Raw genomic sequence first — 24,762 nt, forward strand, 5'->3', positions numbered from 1 at the left:
GTCGATGCTCCTTGGGGTGTTTGCTGCCGGCCATCTCAACCACGTCCCGCCGGGGTCCAGTCGCCAAGGAAGGTTTCCTTGGTGAATTTCGGGGCGTCTTCCGGTGGGAGCTGCGGGTGGAATTCGTTCACATGGGCGCCCGGCCCTGAGTTGTTGTACTCGGCAAACCGTCCCTCCTTCCAGGAGTGGCCGCTCATGTCCGCCCAGCCCTGGACGGCAATATGGCTGCCCAGCACCGAATCCCGGATGACCCCCATGGGGTGCGCCTGCGGATCGCTGCTCGCAAACCATGGGCGGCCCAGGCTGACGGTGCCGGCCGCCGCGTCAGAGGTGAGGGTGCTGTTGATGATCAGGATGCCGTGGGGGTTGGAGTTCTTGGTGCTTGGAGCCACGATGTAACCGTTGTTCGTGCTGCTGCCGCGGTCCAGGGAGTGGACGGTGCAGCCGTCCAGGACAGCAGTTCCCCGGCCGTAGATGAAGTCCACGTCACCTTCGATGTAGCAGTCCTTGAGGTAGGTGCGGGCAGTGGCGTCCCGCCCTGTGGTGTCTGCGAGGTAGGTGTCCTGATTGCCCAGGAAGCGGGTGCCGTCGAACGTTACACGGTCCGCCACGCTCCGGACCGCAAGTGCCTGGCTGCCGCCGTTGGCGGCTTCGTCGTAGGCGTTTTCCACCGTCAGGTTGCGGACGGTGGTGCCCTCGGCGAGGACGTTGAGGGTGGCGCTGCCGCCCGCGCCCCAGGTGCCGCCGAAGAACTTCACGCCGTTGGCCGGAAGGTCGTAGGTGATGACGACGTCGGCCGGGTTGGCTGTTGCGCCCTGGATGGTGAGGTTGGGCCGGTCAGCCCAGATATTGACGGATTCCCGGTACGTGCCGGGCTTGACCGTGATGGTGCGCGGCAGCGTGCTGCCGCTGGGGATCGAGCCGATGGCGGCCTGCAGGCTGCCGAAGTCCCCGGTGCCGTCCAGGGCAACGGTGATCTCCGTCGTCGTATTCGGGGCGCTGTTCCCGCGGGGGCCCGCTCCGGCTGCCACGATTTCCGGCACCCGGGCGGCGTCGTCCTTCTGGTAGCTGTAGTTCTGCGTCGGATCGAAGGCGGATCCCACGTTGTCCTTGCGGCCGCGGGTGCCGTTGAAGACGTTGTCCCGGTTCACTACTTCGGTGGCGGGGTCCTTGGCGACGATGGGGTCCTGCACGGCGCTGAAGCTGTTGCCTTCGAGGACCACCTTGGCGGCGTTGCGGCCCATCATGCCGTACTGGCCAATGTCCTGTAGGAAGTTGTTGTAGACATGCGCCGCCGCAGTGTTGTCCAGGCTGAAGTTGCGCTGAGTGGTGTTCCGGATCCAGTTGTGGTGGATGGTCATCCGGGTCACGGCGTTGGCGGTCCAGCCCACGCCGAGAGCCTTGTTGTTGTCCGCGAACACGTTCCACGAATAGGTGACCAGGTCCGAGTCCTTGCGGGTGTCGATCAGTCCGTCGCCCATCCGCTGGATGGCCATGTGGTCAATCCAGACGTGGTGGCTGGTGTCCAACTGGATGCCGTCGCGGTCGTTGTCCGGGCGTTTGCCGTCCCAGTCGCCGGGGATGTAGGAGTCCCGGATGGTGAAGTTCCGGAAGATGACGTTGGAGACGTTGATGAGTTTGAAGCCGGCATTCACCACTTCCGCGCCCGCCCCCACGCCGATGAAGCTCTTGTTGGCGGCGACGGGAATCTTGACGTAGTCCGTGGCGGCAAGGCTGCCGCTGATGAAGATGACCAGGGGCTCGTCGGCCCCGGCATAGTCCTTGAGTTCCTGGATGGTGGACGCGGTGACCATCCTGCCGGCCTGGCCGCCGGTTGTTCCCGGCAGCCCGTATCCGGGCAGCGCCGCGAAACCGTCCGGCGTCTGCTTCCAGAGCGCTTCCGGAGTGCCTTCTGCCTGGGTGGCGGTAGCGGCAGGCGTGCCGGCTTCCTGTCCGGGACCGGGCGGTGCTGCCTGGGCTGGTGCCGCCGTGAGGCTTCCCAGCATAACGACGGCGGCAGCCGCGCCGAATAGACGTCGCAAACTCATGCAAAACTCCTTTGTTTTGTTCCCGGGCAGCCTCCAGCCCAGGGTTCAATAGGGTGTTCAGTGATGCGCGCGGAAGGGAAAGGGGCTTGCGTCAGCCCCGGGCTATTTCAAACCTGTGGTGGCGATGCCGTTGATGAGGTATTTCTGGCCCGCGATGAAGAAACCAATGATCGGGGCGATTGATACCACCGACATGGCGAACATGGGACCCCACATACTTTGGCCTTCCGAGTCCATGAAGGCGCGCAGCGCCAGGGGAACGGTGTAAAGGTCCTGGTTCTGGATATAGAGCAGCGGACCGAAGAACTCGTTCCAGGTTGAAATGAACGTGAAGATGGCGGTGGTTGCCATGGCGGGAACGCACAGCGGCAGGATGACCCGGAGGAACGTGCGGAAGGGCCCGCATCCGTCGATCTGCGCGGCGTCGTCCAGCTCTTTCGGCAAGGCCTTCATGAACTGGACCATCAGGAAGATGAAGAACGCGTTGGTGGCCATGAAGTTCGGCACGATCAGGGGCAGGTAGGTGTCCAGCCAGCCGAGTTGGGAGAAGATGATGTACTGCGGGACCAGGAGCACATGGCCGGGCAGCATCAGGGTGCCCAGCATCAGTGCGAAGAAAAGCTTCCGGCCCGTGAACTCCATGCGTGCGAACGCATAGGCGGCCAGGGCACAGGAGAAGATGTTGCCCACGATCGAGAACACCACCACGATCATCGAGTTGATCAGGTACACGTGGAACGGCTGGTTCAATGCCGTCCAGCCCTGTTCGTAGTTGCTGAAGTCCCAGTTTTCCGGCCACAGCCCCAGCTGCCGGAAGATGTCATTGCTCGGCTTGAAAGAGCTGGAAACCAGCCAGAGCAACGGGTACAGCATCACCAGGCCAACCAGGCACAGGATCAGGTGGCGGGAAAAGCGGGTGCTGGGTGTCCCCGCCAGGGCGTCTTCCGGGTCCTTCGGCTTGGCGGGCTTGTCTTGTTTGCGCTTCGTGGGTAGTTCGAGGAGTGCCATGGGGGTTGCCTTAATTGTCGTAGAAGACCCAAAACTTGGATGCGATGAAGTTGATGGCGGTGAAAATCGCAATGATCATCAGCAGCAGCCAGGCCATCGCGGAGGCATACCCCATCTCGAATTCCGTGAAGCCCTTTTGGTAGAGGTACAGGTTGTAGAACAGGGTGGAATCCGCCGGTCCGCCGGTTCCGCCGCTCATCACGTAACCCTGCGTGAAGGTCTGGAAGGACCCGATGAGCTGCATGATCAGGTTGAAGAAGATGATGGGGCTGATCAGCGGAATGGTGATGCTGCGGAACTGCCTCCACCTGGACGCACCGTCAATCGAGGCTGCCTCGTAGTACATGGTGGGGACCTGCCGCAGCCCTGCCAGGAAGATCACCATGGGCGAGCCGAAGGTCCAGACATTCAGCACAATAAGGGTGCTCAGCGAGAAGTCGGGGTCAGTGACCCAGGCCGGGCCGGCAATCCCGAACAGGCCCAGGAAGCCGTTGACGATGCCGTCATTCCCGAAGATGTAGCGCCAGAGCATCACGATGGCCACGCTGCCGCCCAGCAGTGAAGGCAGGTAGTAGATGGAACGGTAGATGGCCAGCCCCTGCAGCCCCCGGTTGAGCACCAGGGCGATCAGCAGGGCAACGGCCAGCGAGATGGGCACGGACACGAACGTGTAGATGAACGTGACTTTCAGTGACTGCCAGAGCCGGGGGTCTTCGGTCATGGCCTGGAAGTTCGCCAGGCCCACGAAGTTTGGCTCGGTGAACAGGTTGTAGTCCGTGAACGCCAGGTAGAGGGATGCGAAGAACGGGATGATCGTGAACAGCATGCCCAGGAACCAGGGCAGCAGGAACAGGTATCCCGAGCGCTGGTTCTTCCGCCGGGCAGTTGCCCTCCTGAATTTGCCCGGCCCTCCGGCGACCAGGGCGGCGGCCGCGCCGGGAGCTTGTTTGGTCAGCACTGACATGCGTCAGGCTCCTATCTGCTTCTGGTGGTGCGCTGTCCGGACGGAATGGCCCGGATTACTTGTTGATGGCTGCATTGCTCTTCTCGAGGAAGGTCTTGGCGGCGTCCGCCGGAGTGACACGGCCGAATTCAACCTCGGTGGCAAGCTGCTTGAGGGTGTCAGCCACCACGCTTGCGCCCTTGGGGTACACGTAGGCCGGTGCAAGCTCGTCTTCCTGGATGGCGGCAACCATATCCACGAAGGCGGTGTCGTCCTTGCCAAGCTTGGGTTTGATGGCATCGGCCACATCAGGGTTGATGGGCACGCCGCGCTGGGTAAGCGTCTCCACCGCTCCGTCCGCGTCATTGATGAGGAAGTTCAGCAGTTTGGCAGCTTCCTTGGGGTGCTTGGACTTTGCGGCGATGGACCACAGCATGCTCGGGTCAGCGGAGTAGCCGCGGCGCTCGCCGGTGGTTTCGCCGGGCATGCGGAGCAGCACCAGGTTTCCGCCGGACGCCTCGTTGTAGCCCTTGAAGTTGTTGATGGGAATGATCTGGGAAGCCACCGTTCCCTTGGCAAGGTAGGACTGCGCGGGCGAGCCGCCGATTTGTTCGAAGAAGCCCGCCGGGGGATAGCCGCCGGCATTCCGCAGGTCCACGCTGTACTGGAACCACTCACGGATGGTTTCCTCGCTGACACCGAGCTTGTTGTCCTTGGTGTAGAAGTCCTCGCCGCGCTGCCGGGCAAAAAGGATGGGTCCGGTTTCAGTGGCGACGTCGTACCCGGCCCCGTAGATCTTTCCTCCCGTTTTTTGGGTCACCTCGGTGGCAAATTTTGCGTAATCTTCCCAGCTCCAGGTCTTGTCGTCGGGGATGGTGACGCCGGCCTGGTCCGTGATGGTCTTGTTGACCACCATGCCGATGGTGGTGACGCCGGTGGCCAGCCCGTACAGCTTGCCGTCCACCTCACCACGGCTCTGGATGGTGGCGGGAATGTTGGCGAGGTCGATCTCAGGCAGGGACTTTAGGTCAGCCAGCGTGCCGCGCTGGGCATACTCAAGCAGGCTGCGGTTCGCCATGTTCAGCACGTCCGGCGGGTTGCCGCCCGCGAACCGGGTAGCAAGCTTGTCCGCGTAGGGGCCGCTGTCCTGGTATTCGCTCTTGACGGTGATGCCGGGGTTCTTCTCTTCAAAGATCTTGATGGCCGCGTCGGTCATTTTGGCCCGGTTGGAGTCGCCCCAGTAGACAAAGTTCAGTTCCACGTTCCCGCCTGCCGACGGGGACGACCCACCGCCGCAGCCGCTCAAGGCCAATCCGGCGGCTGTTATGGCCGCGCCCAGGAAGATCCTGCGCGGGACCCCGGTGGTTGCTGTCTTCTTCATTGAATGACGCCTTTCTGTGGCTGCCCGGTGATGGGCAATCGGTACATCCGAACGGAAACTTTCTGATTCTCTTGCGCGAGACACCGCTGAGTTACGGTTGCGGAGCGCGGGTTTTCGGCAAGAGGAAAAGGTGAGTAAACGATTTCTAGCAAGGAAGGACTGTGACTGTCAACACAATTTTCCAAAGCTGCATCACTCCAAATCAGAAACTTTCTTTAGCTATTGCTGATTGTTTCCGCGATGCCTATGCTGTTCTCCATTGCCACGCAGCAACTCAGAGGAAGGAGGCCTGATGGCAGAACGAACTCCCAATCTCAATACCCTGGTGGGCCGGCATAGCGGCCGGGACTTTCCCGGGCACAGCTCACCCCGGCCATACCTTCATCCGGTCCGTTCCCTGGCAGGGGCCATGCTTACGGAGGTGGCACCGGAAGACCATCCTCACCATCTGGGCCTATCGATCGCCTTCGCCGACCTCAACGGCACCAATTTTTGGGGCGGCTCCACCTTCACGCCGGACGGCCCGGCCATACTGCCCAACCATGGGCGCCAAGTGCCCTCGGGCTGGACCGACTCCCCAACCGAAGCTTCCCCAACCGGGGCCGCCGGCACGGTGGTGTGGCGCTCGGAGCAAGGGGTGGACGTGGCCGTTGAACAGCGGAACATCCGCTGCTTCAGCCACCCGCAGCCGGGGACCTGGAGCCTGTCCGTGGAGTCGGTGATGGTTCCCGCCGGCAACGTCGGCCGCCTGGAGGTCTCGTCGTCGGCCGTTAAAGGACGGGCGGGCGCCGGCTACGGCGGGATCTTCTGGCGTTTCCCGGCCCCACGCTCCCAGCCGTTGGTGCTGTCAGCCAACGGTGAAGGAGCTGCGGCTGCCCACGGAAGCCGTTCGCCCTGGCTGGCCATCAGCACCACCGTCGACGGCGCCCCGGTCAGTGTTGTCCTGGGCCAGGGCGGCAGCCTCCGTCCCTGGTTCGTCAGGACAACCGGCTACCTGGGCGCGGGACCTGCCGTCGCGTGGTCTGAAAAGGCCGTCGCCGACGCCGCCAGCCCACTGGCCCAGTCCCTGCATGCCGTCATCCACGACGGGCTGGTGGATACACCAACACAAGCCGTGGAACTCCTTCAGCACCATCCCGGAATCCCGGCCCTCAGCCCTCCCGACAGGACACCATGACATCCCGAAACGCCGTCCCCGTGTACACCAACCCGATCCTCAATGCCGACTGGCCGGACCCGGACGCGGTCCAGGTCCGGGGTTTCTACTACCTCATCGCCTCCAGCTTCAACCGGGTGCCAGGACTGCCCGTCCTGCGTTCCCGGAACCTTGTTGACTGGGAGCACGCCGGGCACGCCCTTCCCCATCTGCCGCAATGCAGCCATTACTCCTTGGTCCGCCATGGCGGCGGGGTGTGGGCTCCCTCCCTGCGCTACCACGACGGGCGCTTCTGGATCTTCTATCCCGATCCGGACCACGGCATCTTCGTCCTGAGCGCCGAAAAGGCGGAAGGCCCGTGGACCGAGCCGCACCTGCTCTACCCCGGACGCGGGCTCATTGACCCGTGCCCGCTCTGGGATGACGACGGCCAGGCGTACCTGGTCCACGGTTGGGCCCACAGCAGGGTGGGGGTCAAGAACCGGCTCACGGTCCACCGCATGAGCCCGGATGCCAGCCGCCTGCTGGACCACGGCACACACGTCATCAACGGCGCGGACCTGCCCGGCTACACCACGCTGGAGGGGCCGAAGTTTTACAAGCGGGACGGCTGGTACTGGATTTTCGCTCCGGCGGGCGGCGTGGCCACCGGCTGGCAGTCGGTGTTCCGCTCCCGCTCCCCGTTCGGTCCCTACGAAGGGCGCCGCGTCCTGGAGCAGGGGGATACCGCGGTGAACGGTCCGCACCAGGGGGCCTGGGTAACCAGTCCACGTGGCGAAGACTGGTTCCTGCATTTCCAGGACCGCGGGCCCTACGGCAGGGTGGTCCACCTGCAACCCATGGGCTGGGATGACGACGGCTGGCCATGGATGGGCGCGCGGGCGTCCGACGGCGGACCGGGCACCCCCGTCTCCAGCCACCCCTACCCGGCGGGTACTTCGCCGAAGGATGCAGCGCCACCTGCCAGCGACGATTTTTCGACGGCGACGCTGGGGCCGCAGTGGCACTGGCAGGCGAATCCGGAGCACGGCTGGGCGCACCAGTGCGGGGGTGGGCACCTTGTGCTCAGGCCAAAAGCCAACGATCCGGTGAACCTGAGGGAGCTTCCCAACGTGCTCGGGCAGATCCTCCCGGGCACGCCCTCCACCTTCACCACGTCCCTTGAACTGCAGGATGTTCCGCTAGGAACGCGTGCCGGCGTGGTGGTACTGGGCCAAAAATACGCCTGGCTGGGAATTGTGCGGACGTCCGAGGGGTACGTCCTGGGAAGCGGCACCGGGGGAGACGGGCCCCACGAGCAGGCGCCGGGCCGGAGGATTGTGCTGCCGGGTTCGAGGATCGAGCTCCAGATCCGCACGGACGGAACACCCCGGTCCACCTTTGCCTGGCGCACCGGCCCGGGTGAGCCGTGGGAAGTCCAGGGCTGGAATTTTGAGGTGGTGGAAGGGAGGTGGATCGGTGCCGAGCTAGGCATCTTCGCCACGTCACCCCTGGGATCGCAGGAAGGCGGCAGTGTTATCGTGGGACCCGTGCGGGTGGACACCGCGCCCGTGCGCCGGGCCACAGCCCCGCAACTCGCCGCCGCAACCACATGACCCCAAGGACTGCACCGTTGACCGCCACCCCGCGTCCCAAGATCGCTGACGTCGCGGCGGCTGCCGGCGTCTCCGTGCCCACCGTGTCCAAGGTGCTCAATGGACGCACCCACGTCTCCGAGGCTACCCGCGCCAAGGTGCAGCAGGCGCTGGAGGAACTCGACTACTCCAAGCGCAACACTCCGGCGGGCCAGCCGGGAATGCTGCAGCTGGTGGTCAACAACTTCGATTCGCCCTGGATCCTGGAAACCATGGCCGGCGTGGAAGCCGCGGCGGACCGCCTGGGCTACGCGGTGGCGTATGCCCGGGCGGAGCACGCCACGGCCGAGCGCTGGCGGAAGCTGCGGGAACCATCGGTGAACCGGCTGGACGGGGTGCTGCTGCTGGCTCCCAGGAAGGGATCCATGCTGGTGACCACCCTTCGGACGCTGAAAATCCCGGCGGTGGCGATCGATCCGGAGGGTGCCGAGGGCCTGCCCATCCCCAGCGTCAGCCCCGCGTCCTTCTCCGGTGCGCTGACCGCCGTCGGACATCTGCTCGAACAGGGCCACCGCCGCATCGGCATCATCACGGGACGGAAACACAGCCCCGGGCACGGCCGTGCGCGGTATGCGGCCTACGCGGCAGCCCTGCACGAGGCAGGCCTTCCCGTGCTGCCCGAGCTGGTGCGGGACGGCGACTTCAGCATTGAGTCCGGCATGCGGCTTGGCGCCGACCTACTGGATCTGCCCGAGCCGCCCACGGCCATCTTCACGGGCAGCGACCTGCAGGCCATGGGAGTGATGAACGCGGCGGGGCAACGCTCGCTGCGGGTCCCGCAGGACCTGAGCATTGTGGGCTTTGACGACATCGCCCAGGCGGCGCTGACATCGCCGCCCCTCACCACCGTCCGCCAGCCGCTGGCGCAACTGGCCTCCATGGCGGTGGGCATCCTGGCCGAACAACAGGACCAGCAGCTTGCCCAGCTGCCTTCTGCCCTCGAAGTGGCAACGGAGCTGGTGGTCCGCGGAACAACGGCCCCACCCGGGCGGCAGGCGCCGTAACGCATCCGGGCCGGCCGATCCGTATGGTTGGAACAGCTATTGGTTGCGTAAGGAAGGCCGCCGCATGATCGAGATCCTGAACCCCGCCGAACTGCTCAGGGCCAAGGAGACGGGCTCGCTGGTCGCCAACATCCTGCAGACCCTAAAAAGCCGGAGTGCGGTGGGCACCAACCTCCTGGACATCAACCGGTGGACCAAGGCAATGATCCTCGACGCCGGAGCGCAGTCCTGCTACGTGGACTACGAGCCCTCCTTCGGACGCGGACCCTTCGGCCACTACATCTGCACGGGCGTCAACGATGCCGTGCTGCACGGGAAGCCGCACGACTACACGCTTGCCGACGGCGACCTGCTGACCCTCGATCTCGCCGTCACCAAGGCCGGAGTTGCTGCAGACGCTGCCATCAGCTTCATCGTGGGCGAATCAAGGCCGGCGGAGAGCGTCGCCCTGATCAGCGCAACCGAACGCGCCTTGAGTGCAGGAATAGCCGCAGCCGGGCCCGGCGCCCGCATCGGCGACATCTCCCATGCCATCGGCTCCGTCCTCAGCGAGGCGGGGTACCCGATCAACACCCAGTTTGGCGGTCACGGCATCGGATCGACCATGCACCAGGACCCCCATGTTCCCAACATCGGACAGCCGGGCCGGGGATACAAACTCCGCCCCGGGTTGCTGCTCGCCCTGGAGCCCTGGGTCATGGAGGATACTGCACAGCTCGTCACCGACCCCGACGGGTGGACGCTCCGAAGTGCCACCGGCTGCCGGACGGCACACACCGAGCACACCATCGCCATCACCCCTGACGGAGCCGAAATCCTCACCCTGCCATAGCAGGCTGCATAAGCGGGCAAGCCATAACGGACCTGTCAGCATCCGAAACGCGCACAGCCCTATTCGCGCCAATCCCCGTTAGCGCCGCCACCGGTTATTTGGCGGGCAGCACCAGGTTCTTCAGGTCATCCAGGGTCTGCTGCATGTGCGCATCCATGGCCTCCCGTGCCCGTGTTGCATCCCGGGACTGGAGTGCATCCGCGATGTTCTCGTGATGCCCAATGGCATGGACCTGGATTTCCGGTACGGCCGAAGTTTCTGCCCGCCGCTTTTCCAGGACCCGGTGCAGCGGCTCGAACAGCACGGATACAAACACGTTGCCCGAGGCACGCAGGATCACGTCGTGGAAGGCAAGGTCGGCCTCGACAAAGGCGGCAACGTCATTGATGGCATGGGCTGCCTTCATGGCTGAAATGTAGGAAAACAGGGACGCGATGTCCGCCTCCGCGATCCTCCCGGCGGCCAGTTCGCAGGCGCCGGTCTCCAGCATCCTGCGGAGCTCGATGAGCTGGACGGAAGATTCGGCCTCGTTCTTGCCCTCGGACGCCGCCCGCAGGACGGCTTCCAGCGAGGTCCAGCGGTTCAGGGGATTGACGAAGGTGCCCCGGCCCCGCTCCACGCTGAGGATCTGCTGGGCCTGCAGGGTTTTCATGGCTTCCCGCACGGTCATCCGGCTTACCTCGTGCCGCGCGCTCAGTTCGTGCTCCCCGGGAACTGTGGCGCCAGGCGGAAATTCGCCTTCGATGATGCGGTCCAACAGCTCGTCGGCCACGACGCCGACCAAAGATTTCCTTGCCATGATGCCCCCGATTCCTGCCCGCGCCCTCGCCCAGCGGATATGTCGGACAAGTCTACTTGCGCGTCTTTATGTCCTATGCCACACTAGCATCAGATGCAAGATGTCAGACATCTTACAGATACATTTACATCAGGATCCGCCACCTCGGATCACTACACAACGGAGTGCACTGTGACGCTTGAAGCAGACCTTCTGGCCGCCTACCCGGCTGAAATCCAGATCCCGGCGGGGCTGGTTGCGGACACGCTGGCCGCGTCCAATGCAGAGGTTCCCCGGGTGCTGGTAGTGCTCGACGACGACCCCACGGGAACGCAGTCCGTGTCGGACCTGCCCGTGCTCACCCGCTGGGAGGTTGAAGACTTCATTTGGGCCTTCGGCCAGGCCAAGCCCGCCGTGTACGTCCTGACCAACACCCGCAGCCTCGATCCGGCCGAAGCAGCCGCCCGCAATACGGAAGTGGTCCGCAACGCCCTCTCCGCCGCCGGCTCGCCGGACGCACTGCGCCTGGGGTTTGTCAGCCGCAGCGATTCCACCCTCCGCGGCCATTACCCGCTGGAACCCGACGTCATCGCCGCCACCGTTGAGGAAGTCAGCGGCGAAACCACCGACGGCGTGGTCCTGGTCCCTGCCTTCCCCGACGCCGGGCGCGTCACTATCGGTGGCGTCCACTACATGCGGGGCACCGGTGACGCCGCCGGGACGCTCACCGCGGTCTCCGAAACCGAGTTCGCCAAGGATGCCACCTTCGGCTTCACCACCTCGGTGATGGCCGAGTACGTCCAGGAGAAGTCGCAGGGCCGCTTCGCGGCAGACTCGGTGATTGTCCTGGACCTCAACATCATCCGCGCTGGTGCCGCAGCAGGGAACCCCACCGAGAGCGCAAAGATCAGCGCCAACGCAATCGCCGACGCCATTGCCGGCGCCAGCCATTCCACTGCGATCGTGGCCGACATCGTCACCGAGAATGACCTCCGCGCCCTGGCCCTGGGACTGGAAGAATCAGAGCGCCGCGGCAAGAAGCTCCTCTACCGCGTGGGCCCGCCCTTCGGACGCGCCAGGATCGGCCAGGAAATCCGCGCCGAACTGACCGGAGCCGAGGCCTACGCCGGCAACACCCCTTCCCATGCGGGCGGCCTGATCGTCGTCGGATCGCACGTGGGAGTCACCACCCGCCAGCTCAAGGCCCTGACCGAACAGCACAGCTCGGCCCGGATCATCGAGATCGACGTCGAAAAGCTGCTGGGCGATGAAGCAGCCGCCGCCAACCACCTGAACCAGACAGTGGACGCCGTTGTGGAGGCCCTCCGCGGCGGAGACGTCATCGTCCACACCAGCCGCCTGCTCATCAAGACCAACGACCCCGCTGAAAGCCTGCGGATCGCCCGCACCGTGTCGGCCGCCGTCGTCGCCGTGGTCAACCGGACCCTGAAGACCTTCCCGCCGCGGTTCGTCATCGCCAAGGGCGGGATCACCTCCTCCGACGTGGCGGCCCACGGCCTGGAAATCCGCCACGCCATCGTCCGCGGCCCCATGCTCCCCGGCATCGTCAGCCTGTGGGAACCGGTGGACGGCCCCGCCAAGGGCATCCCGTACATCGTCTTCGCCGGCAACGTGGGCGATGACCAGTCCCTCGCCGACGTCACCCGCAAGCTCAGCAACACCTTCTAAAAGTCCCGCCAAAATTCAATGGAGAACACCATGACCAGCAACTACACCGTCACCGTCCTGGGCCTCGGCGCCATGGGCCTGCCCATGGCCACCCGCCTCGCCAGCCAGCTGACCGTCCACGGCTTCGACATCGCCGAACCCCGCCTGAAGCTCGCCGAAGAAGCCGGCATCGCCACCTTCGCCACCGCCCGCGAAGCCGCCAAGGGCGCCGACGCCGTCCTGCTCGCCGTCCGCAACGGCGAACAGCTCAACGACGTCCTCTTCGGCGAGAACGGCGTGGCCTCAGTGCTGGAGCCGGGCGCCGTCGTCATCCTCGGCAGCACCGTGGGCACCGAAGCTATCCCCGCCACTGTGGAGAAGCTGGCCGAATACGGCGTGGAACTGGTGGACGCCCCGCTGTCCGGCGGCCCCAAGCGCGCAGGCGAAGGCGACCTGCTGATCGTGGTGGGCGCTTCCCCCGAAGCCCGCGAAAAGGCTGCTCCCGCCCTTGAACTCCTGGCCTCCACCCTGACCGTGGTGGGCGACAAGCCCGGCGATGGCCAGGCCCTCAAGACCGTCAACCAGCTCCTCTGCGGCGTCCACATCGCCGCCGCCGCCGAGGCCATGGCCCTCGCGGACGCGCTGGGACTGGACCAGGCCAAGACGCTCGCCGCCCTCGAAGCCGGTGCCGCCGGATCATTCATGCTCTCCAACCGCGGCCCGCGCATCCTCGAGGCCTACACAGAGGAAGGCGCCGAGGTCCTGTCCCGCCTGGACATCTTCGTCAAGGACATGGGCATCGTGGGCAAGGCCACCCGCGCGGCCGGACTGGCAGCCCCGGTTGCCGCCGCTGCCGAGCAGCTCTACCTCCTGGGCCAGGCCCAGGGACTGGCCGCGGCCGATGACTCCGCCGTCATCAAGGTGGTTGCCCCCGCCAAGCGGACCAAGCAGTAAGCCGCCTTCCCCATAACGTACGACGACGGCGGTCCCCCCTTCGCCGTCGTCGTACCTCCAGCGTTTCCCCCTTAGAAAAAACAAGCGCCTGAGTGCCCGTCTTCTGGAAGACTGGCTCGTCAAAGGAGACACCCTCATGAACCACCTGATAAACCCGCTGATACTGCGGGCGGCCGACGCCCCGGCCATCAAACCCGCAGTTGAGCTCGGCACTCCGCTGCTTCTGACCATCGCAGCCCTCGGCATTGCCGTGCTGCTGGTGATGATCATCCGCTTCAAGATCCAGGCCTTTGTTGCCTTGCTGACCGTCAGCATCATGGTGGCAGTCGCCGCCCAGATCCCGCTCAAGGACGTCTTCACCGTTGTGGCCAACGGCGTGGGCAGCACCATGGGCAAGGTGGCGCTGCTGATCGCACTCGGCGCCGTCCTGGGACGCATGATCGAGGTGTCCGGCGGCGTCCAGTCGCTCGCCTCCCACTTCACCGAGAAGCTCGGCGCCAAGCGCGTGGCCGTGGCGCTCACCGCCGTCGGCTTCCTGGTGGCCATCCCCGTCTTCTTCGAGGTGGGCATCATTGTTCTGGTGCCCATCGTCTACGCCTTTGCCAAGATCGCCAACGTGCACCCCGTGAAGTTCGGCCTTCCCATGGCCGGCATCATGCTGGCCATCCACGTCGCCGTCCCGCCGCACCCCGGCATCGTGGCAGGCGCCGGCGTCTTCGGCGCCGACATCGGACTCATCACCCTCATCTCGCTGGCAATCTGCGTGCCCCTGGGCTTCCTGTCCTACTGGGTGGCGAGCATCATGAACCGCAAGGAATACGAGCTCCTCCCGTCCGTCAAGGCCCAGGTCGAGGAATTCGGCTCAGACTCCCTGGTCAAGGTTGGCCACGACGGCCCCGGTGCCGCCGCGATCGCCCCGCCGCGTCCCGGCCTGATCATCTTCCTGATCGCCGCACCCATCGTGCAGATCCTCCTCGGCACCCTGGGCACCCTCACCATTCCCAAGGACAACTCCTGGTACGGCCTGGCCGCGTTCATCGGCAACCCGTTCTTCGCGCTCCTGGTGGCCGTGGGCCTCTCCTTCTTCCTGCTGGCCGTCCGCCGCAACTGGTCGCTGAAAGAAACCGGCGAAATCTTCGAAGGCGCCCTGCCTCCCATCGCCTCCATCCTGATGGTGGTGGCCGCCGGCGGCGTGTTTGGTGAAGTGCTGCGCACCTCCGGCATCGGCGCCGCGCTCTCCCAGACCCTGGACCACTTGGGCCTGCCCGTCATCGCGCTGGGCTTCGTGATCTCCCTGGCCCTCCGTGCAGCGCAGGGTTCGGCCACCGTTGCCATCGTGACCACCACCGGCCTGCTCACCTCCGCGGTGATGGAAGGCGGGTACAGCCCTGCCCAGATCGCGGTTATCGTGATCGCCATCGGCTTCGGATCGCTCGGCCTGTCCCACGTGACCGACGCCGGATTCTGGACCGTGGTCCGCTACTACGGCCTCACCGTCTCTGACGGCCTGAAGACCTGGACCGTCCTGACCACCATCCTCGGCCTGGCCGGCTTCGCGCTGACCTTCGTCGCCTGGATCCTGGTGGGAGGCCTGGGCGTCTGATGCGCACCCGACTGGACCACCTCGTCACTTCCGCCCTGCAGCAGGGCTCAGCAGTCCCCGCCTTCACCTGCTACGACTTCACCACCGCCCTGGCCGTGGTGGGCGCTGCAGAGGAGTCCGGCCGCGGCGTCATCCTGTTGGTGGCCCCCAAAACCGCCGCCACCCCCAACGGCCTCCGGCTGATCGCCGCGCTCCGCGGCCTGGCCGACGCGGCCTCCGTGCCCGTGTCAGTGCAGCTGGACCATGCCTCGGACCTTGCAGTGATGGCCGACGCCGTCGCGGCCGGGGCGGATTCCGTCCTCGCCGACGGTTCCTCCCTTCCCTATGAGGACAACATTGCGCTGGTCCGGAAGGCCCGCGCACTGCTGGGCTCCGACGTCGTGCTTGAAGCGGAACTTGGCGGCCTGGCCGGCGACGAGGACCGCGCCTTCGGTGCGGATGAGGCCGGTGTTTCCGTGGCCGGCCTGACCGACTCTGCCCAGGTGGAAGACTTCGTCTCCCGCACCGGAGCCGAGCTCCTGGCCGTGGCCGTGGGCAACGTGCACGGCAAGTACAAGGGAGAACCGCAGTTGCGGTGGGACGTGCTGCAGGACATCGCCGTGCGGACCCACATTCCCCTGGTGCTGCATGGCGCCTCCGGCATCCCGGCGGAGGAACTGGTGAAGGCGGCGTCCATGAACGTGGGCAAGGTCAACTTCAACACCGAGCTCCGTACCGGCGTGCTGGCCACCCTGCAGGAACAGCTGCCCGCGCACCGCGCCGACGGCGAAAACCTGCAGGCACTGCTGGGCCACTGGAACCGGTCTGCAGGAGGATTCGCCACGGCTGCGCTGGGCATGCTGACGCGCTGACGGACTGCACTGCGGCTACCGTAAGGGCGCCATAATGCGGGGAGGCTAGGATCAAGCAATGATCCTGGCCTCCCTCCTTTTTGCCTTCCTCGCTGCCGCCCTCCACGTTTTCATCTTCACCATGGAGTCCCTGACCTGGACCCGGCCGGCCACCTGGAAGCGCTTTGGGGTTGCCTCCCAGTCCGACGCCGAGACCACCAGGCCGCTCGCCTACAACCAGGGCTTCTACAACCTCTTCCTGGCCATCGGCGCCTTCATCGGCATCGGCTGTATCGCGCTGGCACCCGAAGGATCAGCGCAGTCCACAGCCGGGCAGTCCACAGTGGGTTGGACACTGGTCTTCGCCAGTTGCGGCTCGATGGTCCTCGCCGCACTGGTCCTCGCCCTGACCGGCAAAAAGTACCTCCGCGCGGCCGTGACCCAGGGCGCCACGCCGCTCCTCGCCGTCGTCCTGGGCCTCCTCGCGGTGGTGCGGTAAGCACCGGCATGCACTTTTTTCGTAGCCCTAGTCTTGCTGCGCGGGCATTGCCAGCAGGATGAAGTAGTGCCAATGTCGAACCATGACCGAGAACACGATGTCCACCGAGGATAAGTTCACGCCGGATGTCACGCTGCGGCGCAATGATGCGCAGCACCGCTACGAACTGCTGGTGGGCGGCACGCTGGCCGTCCAGTCCTTCTTCGAGGACCTTCCCGGACACATCGACTTCATCCGCACGGAAACGGGGCCGGACTTCGAAGGCCGGGGCCTGGGAAAAGTCCTGGCGCACTTCGCCCTGGATGATGTGGTGGCCACCGGCAAACGCATCGTCCCGCATTGCCCGTTCATTGCCGGCTACCTGCGGAAGCACGAGGGGTACGAACAGTTCGTCGACTGGCCTGAGTGAGCACAAAGCCTCCTCGCCGTTAGAGGCCTGCCCCACCGGGTAATCCATCTGCAGGAAATCAAGCCGATGGCAGACCGGGAGGTACAACATGGCTCACGGGGAACTGTTCGACGTGGCGATTATCGGCGGTGGCCCGGCGGGCCTGAGCGCGGGCGTTGCCCTGGCCAGGGCCTTGCGGTCCGTTGTGGTCATCGACGCCGGGGAACAGCGGAACCTGAAGGCCGAGGGAGTGCACGGTTTCCTCAGCCGCGAAGGCATGAGCCCGAAGGAGCTTGTTTCCGCGGGTCGGGAGGAACTTGCCCGGTATGGCGGGACGGCCGTTGAGGGATTCGTAACGTCCGCCAGCCGCTACGGCGGCAATTTCGTTCTCAGCCTCAAGGACGGCTCCACCATGAGCGCCCGGCGCCTGCTGATCGCGTCCGGGATCACCGACGAACTGCCGGAGCTTCCGGGCGTGGCGGAACGCTGGGGACGGGACGTCCTTTATTGCCCGTATTGCCACGGCTGGGAAATCCGGAACCAGCGGATCGGCATCCTGGCATCGGACTCCAATGCCGTTCCTGAGGCGCTGACCTTCCGGCAGTGGAGCCCCGACGTGACGCTGTTCCTGAACGGCGCATTGTCCCTGAGCCCGGAAGAGGAAGAGCAGCTGCGTGCCCGGGATGTCCGCGTGGTGGACGGAAGGGTCCAACGGCTGGAGACCGCCAGTGACAGGCTTGTGGGGGTGGCGCTCGACGGCGGTTCCGTTGTCCCGCTGGATGTGCTGGCCGTCAGTCCGGCAACCGTCAGCAAAGCGAATATGCTCCAGCGCCTTGGGCTTGAACCGTGCGGCTTGGACGAGGGGGAGGGCACCTGCCTGGAGACGGATGAATCCGGGCGCACGTCCTGCCCCGGGGTGTGGGCCGCCGGCAATGCCACGGACGTCTCGGCCCAGGTGATGACGGCGGCGGCAGCCGGCCTGCGGGCCGCCGCCGCCATCAATGCTGATCTGGTTCTTGCTGATACACGGCAGGCCGTGGAGGAGGCCAGGGCCTACGCGCGGTAGCCGCAGCGCCCGGGAACGGCGGTAGCCGCACAGTCCGGGAACAGTGCCTGCAGCTGCCGGTAGCTCCAGTGCCAGTCAGCTGGCCAGGGCGTGACCGCCCGCCGCCGGGTTGAACGGGGTTGAAGTGAATTCGGTTGCGTTGAATTCGGTTGCGTTGAAGCAGGCGGCATCAGCTGCGGGATCATCGATGGTAAAGCCGCAGGCGCAACGGTAGGTCACGACGTTGCCGGCGGCGGCACCTGCACCGAGGGGAACCACTCCTGTCCCGTCAACGTAGACAGGCTGCCGTACGGGCAGTTCGTCGGGATCGATGCGCTGCATCGGGGTGCGGCAATGCATCCGCGAGTTCAGGGTAAACAGAAGCCCCACGTCCACGGGCCCGTTGGTTCCGACGGGAGCCAGTGCTCCCTCTGTGCGTTCCCCGAACGCCGTCAAGTGATCTTCTGTAACGCTGGTCATGATGTTCATCCTTGGGCTTCTTCACGAAGCTGCCGGCGTTGGCAGCTCCGCCGCGAACTGCTTGCGGAGGTTCATTTACCCCAATACCTAAGCATGCTTACTAATCGTCACGCAAATCAGCTTGTGGTCCAGGGCACACCCCGCGTTAGCGGATCCGGTGTCACGCCGAATGGGTTTTGGTGACGTGTCTTGCGGGTGGCTGCGTAGGCTGCTTTACCTATCCGTGCCGCTTCTGCCACTGCAGCGCGTGCCAGAACAGTAGGCACAACAGTGCTGCGATTCCGAGGAGAATAGCGTAGGGCGCGTTGGTCAGGACCAGGAACGACACGGGCACCTGCCCGTTCGGGGAGAACTGGTTGCCCATGCCGTAGAAGAAAGCCGCAGTGCCACCGGCAATGAGCCCACTGGCGAACAGCCACAGCACCACAATGAATGGATTCACGGCCGCCCACGCGCCGGGCGTCCATGCAGGAGGCTCTGTGGCCCCGGTTTCATGCGGCAGCGGGTTCCCGTCGCGGTCCACTTCCCGGAATCCGGTGGCTCCGGATGGCGGCTGATTCATGCTTCCCCCTTGCATTTCAGCGTTCCGGCCAAGCTGCCGGAAATTCCAGCCTAGCCGAGAGTCTTCCGGCCTTGGGCAGTTGCGGGGTGAAGGGCATTTTGCAGCAGAACGCTCACGCCCGCCAGTCAATAACCTCTTTGGGACTTCAAAAACCCCGGGTTTCTGCGGCTCCAGCGAAATACAACACAAAAGTTTGATTAAAAGGTTCGCCTAAGTAAGGCTTGCCTTTGCAATCCAAGAAAAACCGCTGACCGAAGGATGACCAGTGTCGCTGATGCCCCGCCTTGACGAGTTACACGTGCATGACCCGCACACCAGCGAAGTCCATGCCAAACAGGATCCGCCGGGGCAGGATTTCGGCTCGCGGGTGGAGCTCGCGCTGGGGGCAACCAACCATCTCTTCAACGCCAGGAACTCACCCCGCTACGTGGCGCAGGTGCTGCAGGGCGTCACTGCCGTGGCAACCAAGCTGGAACGGACCACCCGGCCCTTTACCGGCGTCGGGCCTTCCGAGATGAAGGCGCGCGTGGGCGCCGTGGACCTGGACACCCCGCTGCCGGACACGGCGGCCGCGCTGCAGGAACTCGAAGCCGTCTACCTGCGGGACGCCATCTACTTCCATGACGCAAAGTACGCAGCCCACCTGAACTGCCCGGTGGTAATCCCCGCCCTGGTGGGAGAGGCCATCCTGTCCGCCGTGAACTCCTCCCTGGACACCTGGGACCAGAGCGCCGGGGCCACCATGATCGAACGGCGCCTCATCGACTGGGCAGCAGAGCGGCTGCACCTCGGTGACAACGCGGACGGCATCTTCACGTCCGGCGGCAGCCAGTCCAACCTCCAGGCCCTGCTGATCGCGCGCAACCACGCCGTAGCCGGCCTCCGCCGGGACCCCGCCCGCAGCGGCCTCCGCCTTCCGGCCCTGCTGGACACGCTGCGGATCTTCACCTCCGAAGACAGCCACTTCAGCATCCAGAAGTCCGCCTCCATGCTGGGCCTCGGCTTCGACGCCGTCATCACCGTCCCCTGCACGTCAGACCACCGGATGGACCCGGCCGCGCTGGCCGAGGCCATGGCGTCAGCCAGGGATGCCGGCCTGACACCGATGGCCGTGGTTGCAACCGCCGGAACCACCGATTTCGGCGCCGTGGATCCGCTCGCCGACCTCGCCGCACTGGCCCGCGCCTACGGAGCTTGGTTCCACATCGACGCCGCATATGGCGGCGGGCTGATGGTCTCCGGGCGCTACCGTCGCCTGCTGGACGGAACCCGCCTGGCGGACTCAGTCACCGTTGACTTCCACAAGACCTTCTTCCAGCCGGTAAGCTCAAGCGCCCTCCTGGTCCGCGAGTCCGCCATGCTGCGCCACATCACTTACTACGCCGATTACCTGAACCCGGAAAGCGCGGCACTGGCGGACATCCCCAACCAGGTGGACAAGAGCATCCAGACCACCCGCCGGTTCGACGCCCTGAAACTGTGGCTCACCCTGCGGATCATGGGTGCCGACGCCATCGGCGCGCTGTTTGACGAGGCGATCGACCTCGCCGCCCGCGTCGGCTCGCTCCTGGCTGCCGACGACGACTTCGAACTTGCCGCTGCACCCCAGCTGAGCACCCTGGTGTTCAGGTACCGTCCCGTCGTCGACGGCGTCCGGCTCCCGGAAGATACCGCCGACGTCCTCAACCCGGCCATCCGTGCCGCCGTTTTCGCCTCCGGTGAGGCCGTGGTGGCCGGCACCAAGGTGGGCGGCCGCCACTACCTGAAGTTCACCCTCCTCAACGCCGAGGCCACCCTCGAGGACATCGCCGAGATCATCGGGCTCCTGCGCCGCACCGGCGCGGACCTGCTGCAGAGCGAGGTGTCCGCATGAGCCGCATCCACGACTTCGCTGCCATCGGCGCCGGGCCCTTCAACCTGGGCCTCGCCGCCCTCACCGAACCGCTGGAGGACGTGGACGGCATCTTCCTGGAACAGCGGGCGTCCTTTGACTGGCACCCCGGAATGATGCTGGAGCCCGCCCACCTCCAGGTTCCGTTCATGGCGGACCTGGTCACCCTGGCGGACCCCACCTCGCCCTACTCGTTCCTGAACTTCCTGAAGCAGACCGGGCGCCTGTACCGCTTCTATATCCGGGAGAACTTCTACCCGCTCCGGGCCGAGTACAACCAGTACTGCCAGTGGGTGGCCGGCCAGCTGCCGTCCGTCCGTTTTGGCACGGCTGTGCTGGATGTAACGTACGACGCCGGCGTGTACCGGCTGGCTGTCTCCGGTCCGGACGGGCAGGAGGTGCTTTTGGCGAGGCGGCTGGTGCTGGGCACCGGCACATCCCCCTATGTTCCGGAAGCGGCTGCCGGAATCGTTGCCGGCGCAGCGGCAGGGCGCGGGGGAGTGGTCCTGCACAACGCCGACTACCTGGCGCGGAAGGCCGAACTCCAGCAGCAGCGCAGCATCACCATCCTGGGCAGCGGCCAAAGCGCCGCCGAGATCTACTACGAGCTCCTGCAGGAGGCCGACGCCCACGGTTACCAGCTCAACTGGGTCACCCGCTCCGGCCGGTTCTTCCCGCTGGAATACACCAAACTGACCCTCGAAATGACATCCCCCGAGTACGTGGACTACTTCCACGGCCTTCCGCAGCACCAGCGCGACCACCTCAACAAGACGCAGAAGAACCTCTACAAGGGGATCAACTCCGATCTCATCGACGCCATCTACGACCTGCTCTACACCAAGAGCCTTTCCGGCATGGTGGACACCCAACTGCTGACCCACTCGACCCTTACCGCAGCACAATGGGATGCAGCGGCCGGAACGCACATCCTGCACCTGCACCACGGCGAGCAGGGCAGCTCCTACACCCTGGACAGCGAAGCGGTCGTCCTGGCCACGGGCTACGGCTACCGGGAGCCCGGGTTCCTCGCCGGCGTGCAGGACCGGATCTCCCGGGACAGCGCCGGACGGTTCGCCGTGGACCGGAACTACAGCACGGGCGTCGAACCCGGCGAGATCTTCGTCCAGAACGCCGAGCTGCACACCCACGGCTTCGTCACCCCGGACCTGGGCATGGGCGCATACCGCAACTCCTGCATCCTCCGGGAGATCACCGGCCGCGAGGTCTACCCGGTGGAGCAGAGCATCGCGTTCCAGCAGTTCGGATCACCTACGGGTATTGGCGCCCGGGCGGACGTGGGGACAAGCGCGGACGTTAGCGTTGCGGCAGGGGTGTCCGCATGAGGTTCACGTTCCGCTGCCTTGACGCGAAGGCCGACGCACCGCTCCTGCACAGCTGGGTGACCCAGCCGTACGCCTCGTTCTGGGGAATGCTCTCCGCCGGCGTGGAGGATGTGGTGGAGGAATACGCCAGGATCCAGGCCAGCGGGCACCATCACGCCCTGCTGGGGCTCGACGGCGGCGTCCCCGCCTTCCTGATGGAGGAGTACCTTCCGGAGTCCTCGCCGCTGGCAGGCCTGTACGCCGTCCAGCCCGGCGACGTGGGCATGCACCTGCTGGTGGCGCCGCCGTCGGAAGGCCCGGAACCCGGGTACACCACGGCGGTGATGGACGCCGTCCTGGACCACCTGTTCGCCAGGCCGGAGGTGCAGCGCGTCGTGGTGGAACCGGATGCGCGGAACACCAAAATCCACGCACTGAATGAACGGCTTGGTTTCCAACCCGCAGGCATCGTCACCCTGCCGGACAAGGACGCCCTGCTGAGCTTCTGCAGCCGCTCCGACTACCAGGCCGCCCGCGCCGCACTCGACACTCTGTCCACACCCGTCCCGCAGGGAGCTGCACTGTGACCGTCCACCTCGATTCCGCCGTGTCCGCCCTTGCCGCGGGCCCTGCCACCGCCGGCACTGCCAACGCCGCACCCCACCTCGCAGGAGACCGGTGGGACCAGGCCAACCGGCACCTGCTCCGCAAGGCGCTCGCCGAGTTCTCGCACGAACGGATCATCGCTCCGGAACTCCTGAGCGGTGCACCGGGGGACGAGGGGACCGGCAGCTACCGGCTCCGCAGCGGCGAGGGCTCGCACGAGTACCGCTTTTGCGCCCGGATCCTGGAACTTGACCACTGGTCCATCGACGCCGGCTCCATCCGGTGGTTCCGGGACGGCACCGAAGCGCCGCTGGACGTGCTGGAGTTCATCACGGCGTTCCACACCACCCTGGGCATCACCATCCAGATGCTCCCGGTCTACCTGGAGGAGGTCAGCAGCACCCTGGCCAGCCACGCCTACAAGCAGTGGGCCGGGCAGCCCTCCGCCGCCGAACTCGCGGCCGGCGTCACGGGCGGGCGCGATGCCGCCGCCGATTTCCAGGCCATCGAACGCAGCATGACCGAGGGCCACCCCTGCTTCGTGGCCAACAACGGCCGGCTGGGCTTCGGCATCAGCGACTACCATGCGTTTGCTCCCGAGACGGGCGCCCCGGTCCAGCTGCAATGGATCGCCGTCCACCGCAGCCACGCCGTGTTCACCTCGAGTGCAGGGCTGGACTACCGGGCGCATCTGGACGCCGAACTCGGCCCGCTGGCCGGCGAATTCACCAACGACTTGCAGCTCCAGGGCCTGGACCCCGAGCAGTACTTCTATATGCCCGTCCACCCGTGGCAGTGGGAGAACAAGCTGACGGTCACGTTCGCGGCTGAAATCGCCCGCCGGCGCATCGTGTACCTTGGCACCGGGACGGACGTGTACCAGGCCCAGCAGTCCATCCGCACCTTCTTCAACACAAGCGCCCCGGCCCGGAACTACGTCAAAACCGCCATGTCCGTCCTGAACATGGGGTTCATGCGCGGGCTGTCGCCGCAGTACATGAAGGCAACACCGGCCATCAACGACTGGTTGCGCACCCTGATCGAGGATGACGGGGCGCTGCAGCAGCGCGGATTCACCATGATCGGCGAAATCGCCGCCCTTGGCTACCACAACGGGTACTACGAGGCGGGGTCAGCGCCCGGTTCCCCCTACCGCAAGATGCTCTCTGCCCTGTGGCGGGAAAGCCCCCTGCCGCTGCTGCGGGACGGGCAGCAGCTGGCCACCATGGCCTCCCTCCTGCATGCCGATGCGGCGGGCAAACCGATGGTTTCCGCGCTGATCCGGCGCTCCGGGCTGGCGCCGGCGGACTGGCTGCGCCGCTACTTCGAGGCCTACCTCGTTCCGCTGGTGCACTGCCTCTACCGGTACGAGCTGGCGTTTATGCCGCACGGCGAGAACGTCATCCTGGTCCTCGAGGACGGCGTTCCCGTCCAGGCCATCATGAAGGACATCGCCGAGGAGATCGTGGTGATGGGGGACCGGCTGGACCTTCCCGAGGAGGTGTCCCGGATCCGGGCTGCCATCCCGGACGGGGAAAAGGTGCTGGCCATCTTCACGGACATCTTCGACTGCATCTTCCGCTTCCTCGCAGCACTCCTGGAAGAGGACGGGATCCTGGGCCAGGAGGAGTTCTGGCGCACGGCAGCAGCGGCCATCAGGGACTATCAGGGCCAGCACCCGGAACTGGCGGACCAGTTCGCCCGCCACGACCTGTTCGCCCCGGACTTCGAACTGTCCTGCCTCAACCGGCTCCAGCTCCGCAACAACCAGCAGATGCTGGATCTCGCGGATCCCTCGGGCGGGCTGCAGATGGCCGGGCGCCTGGCCAACCCGCTGGCGAAGTTCGCCGGGCGGTAAGAGCCGGGAACATCCGCCGGAGGTCAAAGTGGCTAGGCTGGCAGCATGATGCCAACCACTTCCCGAACAACCGCACTCGTCACCGGGGCCAGCGCGGGGCTGGGCGCCGAGTTCGCCCGCCAGCTCGCTGCCCAGGGCACCAACCTGGTCCTGGTGGCGCGGAACCGGGCCCGCCTTGAACATACGGCGGCGGACCTGGAACGGCGCTACGGAATCATGGCTGAGGTGCTTCCCGCGGACCTGACCGACGACGCCGGCGTGACCGCCGT

23 protein-coding genes are annotated in these 24,762 nt (G+C 65.6%); 16 read left to right on the plus strand and 7 right to left on the minus strand.

Going from position 1 to position 24,762, the window contains the following annotated elements:
• Positions 1-35: 35 nt before the first annotated feature.
• The 4 genes from P2Q66_RS03400 to P2Q66_RS03415 form a co-directional block, all read right to left on the minus strand.
• Positions 36-2,048 carry a pectinesterase family protein gene (locus tag P2Q66_RS03400; protein ID WP_275725570.1) on the minus strand — a complete coding sequence of 671 codons (2,013 nt, stop codon included), beginning with the start codon at positions 2,046-2,048 and terminating at the stop codon, positions 36-38.
• A 102-nt stretch (positions 2,049-2,150) separates the two neighbouring features.
• Positions 2,151-3,056 carry a carbohydrate ABC transporter permease gene (locus P2Q66_RS03405; RefSeq protein ID WP_275725571.1) on the minus strand — a complete coding sequence of 302 codons (906 nt, stop codon included), beginning with the start codon at positions 3,054-3,056 and terminating at the stop codon, positions 2,151-2,153.
• Positions 3,057-3,066: 10 nt separating this feature from the next.
• Positions 3,067-4,020 (minus strand): sugar ABC transporter permease, encoded by a 954-nt coding sequence (locus tag P2Q66_RS03410; protein WP_275725573.1) that lies wholly within the window; start codon positions 4,018-4,020, stop codon positions 3,067-3,069.
• Positions 4,021-4,075: 55 nt separating this feature from the next.
• Positions 4,076-5,380 (minus strand): extracellular solute-binding protein, encoded by a 1,305-nt coding sequence (locus P2Q66_RS03415; protein ID WP_275725576.1) that lies wholly within the window; start codon positions 5,378-5,380, stop codon positions 4,076-4,078.
• A 292-nt stretch (positions 5,381-5,672) separates the two neighbouring features.
• On the opposite strand from P2Q66_RS03415, the gene P2Q66_RS03420 reads away from it, so the two are divergent.
• The 4 genes from P2Q66_RS03420 (at position 5,673) to map (ending at position 10,006) form a co-directional block, all read left to right on the plus strand.
• Positions 5,673-6,557 (plus strand): DUF6807 family protein, encoded by an 885-nt coding sequence (locus P2Q66_RS03420; protein WP_275725577.1) that lies wholly within the window; start codon positions 5,673-5,675, stop codon positions 6,555-6,557.
• Positions 6,554-8,131 carry a glycoside hydrolase 43 family protein gene (locus P2Q66_RS03425; protein WP_275725579.1) on the plus strand — a complete coding sequence of 526 codons (1,578 nt, stop codon included), beginning with the start codon at positions 6,554-6,556 and terminating at the stop codon, positions 8,129-8,131. The genes P2Q66_RS03420 and P2Q66_RS03425 overlap by 4 nt, the downstream gene beginning before the upstream one ends.
• A 17-nt stretch (positions 8,132-8,148) precedes the next feature.
• Positions 8,149-9,174, plus strand: coding sequence for a LacI family DNA-binding transcriptional regulator (locus P2Q66_RS03430; RefSeq protein ID WP_275725580.1), 1,026 nt, complete (start codon positions 8,149-8,151; stop codon positions 9,172-9,174).
• Between the two features lie 64 nt (positions 9,175-9,238).
• Positions 9,239-10,006 (plus strand): type I methionyl aminopeptidase, encoded by a 768-nt coding sequence (gene map, locus P2Q66_RS03435; protein ID WP_275725581.1) that lies wholly within the window; start codon positions 9,239-9,241, stop codon positions 10,004-10,006.
• Between the two features lie 94 nt (positions 10,007-10,100).
• Here map and P2Q66_RS03440 read toward each other — a convergent pair whose 3' ends face one another.
• Positions 10,101-10,805: a FadR/GntR family transcriptional regulator gene (locus P2Q66_RS03440; protein WP_079598642.1), complete on the minus strand. Its 705-nt coding sequence runs from the start codon at positions 10,803-10,805 to the stop codon at positions 10,101-10,103.
• A gap of 171 nt (positions 10,806-10,976) precedes the next feature.
• Between P2Q66_RS03440 and P2Q66_RS03445 the strand changes: the two genes are divergently transcribed.
• The 7 genes from P2Q66_RS03445 (at position 10,977) to P2Q66_RS03475 (ending at position 17,792) form a co-directional block, all read left to right on the plus strand.
• Positions 10,977-12,473 carry a four-carbon acid sugar kinase family protein gene (locus P2Q66_RS03445; RefSeq protein ID WP_275725582.1) on the plus strand — a complete coding sequence of 499 codons (1,497 nt, stop codon included), beginning with the start codon at positions 10,977-10,979 and terminating at the stop codon, positions 12,471-12,473.
• 30 nt (positions 12,474-12,503) lie between these two features.
• Positions 12,504-13,406, plus strand: coding sequence for an NAD(P)-dependent oxidoreductase (locus P2Q66_RS03450; RefSeq protein ID WP_275725583.1), 903 nt, complete (start codon positions 12,504-12,506; stop codon positions 13,404-13,406).
• Positions 13,407-13,542: 136 nt separating this feature from the next.
• Positions 13,543-15,009 (plus strand): GntP family transporter, encoded by a 1,467-nt coding sequence (locus tag P2Q66_RS03455; RefSeq protein ID WP_275725585.1) that lies wholly within the window; start codon positions 13,543-13,545, stop codon positions 15,007-15,009.
• Entirely contained in the window at positions 15,009-15,860 is an 852-nt protein-coding gene (locus P2Q66_RS03460; protein ID WP_275725586.1) for a class II fructose-bisphosphate aldolase, read from the plus strand. The genes P2Q66_RS03455 and P2Q66_RS03460 overlap by 1 nt, the downstream gene beginning before the upstream one ends.
• A 58-nt stretch (positions 15,861-15,918) precedes the next feature.
• The gene (locus P2Q66_RS03465; protein WP_275725588.1) at positions 15,919-16,338 is read left to right on the plus strand and encodes a DUF1304 domain-containing protein; all 420 of its coding nucleotides are present in this window, start codon (positions 15,919-15,921) and stop codon (positions 16,336-16,338) included.
• Positions 16,339-16,420: 82 nt separating this feature from the next.
• On the plus strand, positions 16,421-16,747 hold the full coding sequence (locus P2Q66_RS03470; RefSeq protein WP_115524074.1) for a GNAT family N-acetyltransferase: 327 nt from the start codon (positions 16,421-16,423) through the stop codon (positions 16,745-16,747).
• A gap of 88 nt (positions 16,748-16,835) precedes the next feature.
• Positions 16,836-17,792, plus strand: a complete 957-nt coding sequence (locus tag P2Q66_RS03475; RefSeq protein ID WP_275725591.1) for an NAD(P)/FAD-dependent oxidoreductase — start codon at positions 16,836-16,838, stop codon at positions 17,790-17,792.
• Between the two features lie 75 nt (positions 17,793-17,867).
• Here P2Q66_RS03475 and P2Q66_RS03480 read toward each other — a convergent pair whose 3' ends face one another.
• Both P2Q66_RS03480 and P2Q66_RS03485 read right to left on the minus strand, forming a co-directional pair.
• Positions 17,868-18,251 (minus strand): hypothetical protein, encoded by a 384-nt coding sequence (locus P2Q66_RS03480; protein WP_275725593.1) that lies wholly within the window; start codon positions 18,249-18,251, stop codon positions 17,868-17,870.
• A gap of 217 nt (positions 18,252-18,468) precedes the next feature.
• Positions 18,469-18,813 carry a hypothetical protein gene (locus P2Q66_RS03485; RefSeq protein WP_275725594.1) on the minus strand — a complete coding sequence of 115 codons (345 nt, stop codon included), beginning with the start codon at positions 18,811-18,813 and terminating at the stop codon, positions 18,469-18,471.
• 274 nt (positions 18,814-19,087) lie between these two features.
• Between P2Q66_RS03485 and P2Q66_RS03490 the strand changes: the two genes are divergently transcribed.
• The 5 genes from P2Q66_RS03490 to P2Q66_RS03510 form a co-directional block, all read left to right on the plus strand.
• On the plus strand, positions 19,088-20,686 hold the full coding sequence (locus tag P2Q66_RS03490) for an aspartate aminotransferase family protein (RefSeq protein ID WP_275725599.1): 1,599 nt from the start codon (positions 19,088-19,090) through the stop codon (positions 20,684-20,686).
• The gene (locus tag P2Q66_RS03495) at positions 20,683-22,050 is read left to right on the plus strand and encodes a lysine N(6)-hydroxylase/L-ornithine N(5)-oxygenase family protein (RefSeq protein ID WP_275725595.1); all 1,368 of its coding nucleotides are present in this window, start codon (positions 20,683-20,685) and stop codon (positions 22,048-22,050) included. The genes P2Q66_RS03490 and P2Q66_RS03495 overlap by 4 nt, the downstream gene beginning before the upstream one ends.
• Entirely contained in the window at positions 22,047-22,616 is a 570-nt protein-coding gene (locus P2Q66_RS03500) for a GNAT family N-acetyltransferase (protein ID WP_275725597.1), read from the plus strand. Before P2Q66_RS03495 ends, P2Q66_RS03500 begins: the two co-directional genes overlap by 4 nt.
• Before the next feature lie 20 nt (positions 22,617-22,636).
• Positions 22,637-24,493, plus strand: coding sequence for an IucA/IucC family siderophore biosynthesis protein (locus tag P2Q66_RS03505; RefSeq protein ID WP_275725601.1), 1,857 nt, complete (start codon positions 22,637-22,639; stop codon positions 24,491-24,493).
• 45 nt (positions 24,494-24,538) lie between these two features.
• Positions 24,539-24,762: SDR family NAD(P)-dependent oxidoreductase (locus P2Q66_RS03510; protein ID WP_275725598.1), on the plus strand; the 224-nt coding region annotated here is incomplete at its 3' end.

Origin of the sequence: Arthrobacter sp. Cr_A7 (assembly GCF_029222765.1) — a bacterium.
Classification (GTDB): Bacteria; Actinomycetota; Actinomycetes; order Actinomycetales; family Micrococcaceae; genus Arthrobacter.

What these genes read in the sequence shown, in the direction of transcription:
- P2Q66_RS03400 (WP_275725570.1), bottom strand. Translation starts at nt 2,048, where the DNA reads ATGAGTTTGCGACGTCTATTCGGCGCGGCTGCCGCCGTCGTTATGCTG.
- P2Q66_RS03405 (WP_275725571.1), bottom strand. Translation starts at nt 3,056, where the DNA reads ATGGCACTCCTCGAACTACCCACGAAGCGCAAACAAGACAAGCCCGCC.
- P2Q66_RS03410 (WP_275725573.1), bottom strand. Translation starts at nt 4,020, where the DNA reads ATGTCAGTGCTGACCAAACAAGCTCCCGGCGCGGCCGCCGCCCTGGTC.
- P2Q66_RS03415 (WP_275725576.1), bottom strand. Translation starts at nt 5,380, where the DNA reads ATGAAGAAGACAGCAACCACCGGGGTCCCGCGCAGGATCTTCCTGGGC.
- P2Q66_RS03420 (WP_275725577.1), top strand. Translation starts at nt 5,673, where the DNA reads ATGGCAGAACGAACTCCCAATCTCAATACCCTGGTGGGCCGGCATAGC.
- P2Q66_RS03425 (WP_275725579.1), top strand. Translation starts at nt 6,554, where the DNA reads ATGACATCCCGAAACGCCGTCCCCGTGTACACCAACCCGATCCTCAAT.
- map (WP_275725581.1), top strand. Translation starts at nt 9,239, where the DNA reads ATGATCGAGATCCTGAACCCCGCCGAACTGCTCAGGGCCAAGGAGACG.
- P2Q66_RS03440 (WP_079598642.1), bottom strand. Translation starts at nt 10,805, where the DNA reads ATGGCAAGGAAATCTTTGGTCGGCGTCGTGGCCGACGAGCTGTTGGAC.
- P2Q66_RS03450 (WP_275725583.1), top strand. Translation starts at nt 12,504, where the DNA reads ATGACCAGCAACTACACCGTCACCGTCCTGGGCCTCGGCGCCATGGGC.
- P2Q66_RS03455 (WP_275725585.1), top strand. Translation starts at nt 13,543, where the DNA reads ATGAACCACCTGATAAACCCGCTGATACTGCGGGCGGCCGACGCCCCG.
- P2Q66_RS03460 (WP_275725586.1), top strand. Translation starts at nt 15,009, where the DNA reads ATGCGCACCCGACTGGACCACCTCGTCACTTCCGCCCTGCAGCAGGGC.
- P2Q66_RS03465 (WP_275725588.1), top strand. Translation starts at nt 15,919, where the DNA reads ATGATCCTGGCCTCCCTCCTTTTTGCCTTCCTCGCTGCCGCCCTCCAC.
- P2Q66_RS03470 (WP_115524074.1), top strand. Translation starts at nt 16,421, where the DNA reads ATGACCGAGAACACGATGTCCACCGAGGATAAGTTCACGCCGGATGTC.
- P2Q66_RS03475 (WP_275725591.1), top strand. Translation starts at nt 16,836, where the DNA reads ATGGCTCACGGGGAACTGTTCGACGTGGCGATTATCGGCGGTGGCCCG.
- P2Q66_RS03480 (WP_275725593.1), bottom strand. Translation starts at nt 18,251, where the DNA reads ATGACCAGCGTTACAGAAGATCACTTGACGGCGTTCGGGGAACGCACA.
- P2Q66_RS03485 (WP_275725594.1), bottom strand. Translation starts at nt 18,813, where the DNA reads ATGAATCAGCCGCCATCCGGAGCCACCGGATTCCGGGAAGTGGACCGC.
- P2Q66_RS03490 (WP_275725599.1), top strand. Translation starts at nt 19,088, where the DNA reads ATGCCCCGCCTTGACGAGTTACACGTGCATGACCCGCACACCAGCGAA.
- P2Q66_RS03495 (WP_275725595.1), top strand. Translation starts at nt 20,683, where the DNA reads ATGAGCCGCATCCACGACTTCGCTGCCATCGGCGCCGGGCCCTTCAAC.
- P2Q66_RS03500 (WP_275725597.1), top strand. Translation starts at nt 22,047, where the DNA reads ATGAGGTTCACGTTCCGCTGCCTTGACGCGAAGGCCGACGCACCGCTC.